The organism is Sulfitobacter sp. R18_1 (assembly GCF_017743915.1).
Classification (GTDB): Bacteria; Pseudomonadota; Alphaproteobacteria; order Rhodobacterales; family Rhodobacteraceae; genus Sulfitobacter; species Sulfitobacter faviae.
Map to the genome: position 1 here is coordinate 1 of NZ_JAGHRG010000043.1, position 768 is coordinate 768.

Here is a 768-nt window from a genome sequence, read left to right on the forward strand (position 1 = left end):
ACCCGACCTTACCGAAAATTCACCGATGACCACCGCGCCTTTGATGACGTCCTACGGCGCCTCATGAAGGGCGCGGACGCCACCAAAAGCGCTACCAGAAGTTACACCTCTCCCTGGGACATGACCGATCATCGGGTCAGTGACGGCCGACGGGGCTTATGACACACGCAAATGCCATGACGTGATTGCTGGTAACCGCTCGATTGATGCCGCCTGCCTGATTTCCGCGCGATGACCTAAGACACGTCCGTAGCGACGTCGTCAGTGACGTGTCTTATGCGGAGGGTTTCATGCGGTGCGAGGTTCTCGGTTTCGAGCGGCGGCGGCGATGGAGTGATGATGAAAAGCTATCGATCGTTTCGTCTGTTGGGATAGATGGAGCTACAGTCACGCAGGTAGCTCAGCGCTGCGATGTGACCCGGCAGCAGGTTTACAGATGGCGGCACGAGTTGAAGGCGAAAGGTCTGTGGCCGCTGGACGCGGGTGCTGCTTTTCTGTCTGTCGATTTCCGGGCTCCGGGAGTCGCGTCTCCTGAGCCGAAGCCTGCTCTTGATGTGCCGCTTGAGCTTTGCTTGCAAGGCGGTCGGAGTTTGCGGTTTGATAGCTCCATCGACGGGGCCGCGCTAACACGATTGATCAGAGCAGTTGAGGCAGCATGATCGTGCCCGGACCCGGTGTCCGTGTGTATCTGGCGTGCGGCGTGACGGGCATGCGCAAAGGGATCGCAGGTTTGTCCGCTATGGCTCAAGATGTATTGCGCCAGAAGCC

The 768-nt window shown here is 58.9% G+C and carries 1 pseudogene; it reads left to right on the forward strand.

The features are described 5' to 3' along the window. Window positions 1–130: 130 nt before the first annotated feature. Window positions 131–230: pseudogene (locus J7392_RS24150) on the forward strand (IS5/IS1182 family transposase); the annotation flags it as partial. Window positions 231–768: the final 538 nt, after the last annotated feature.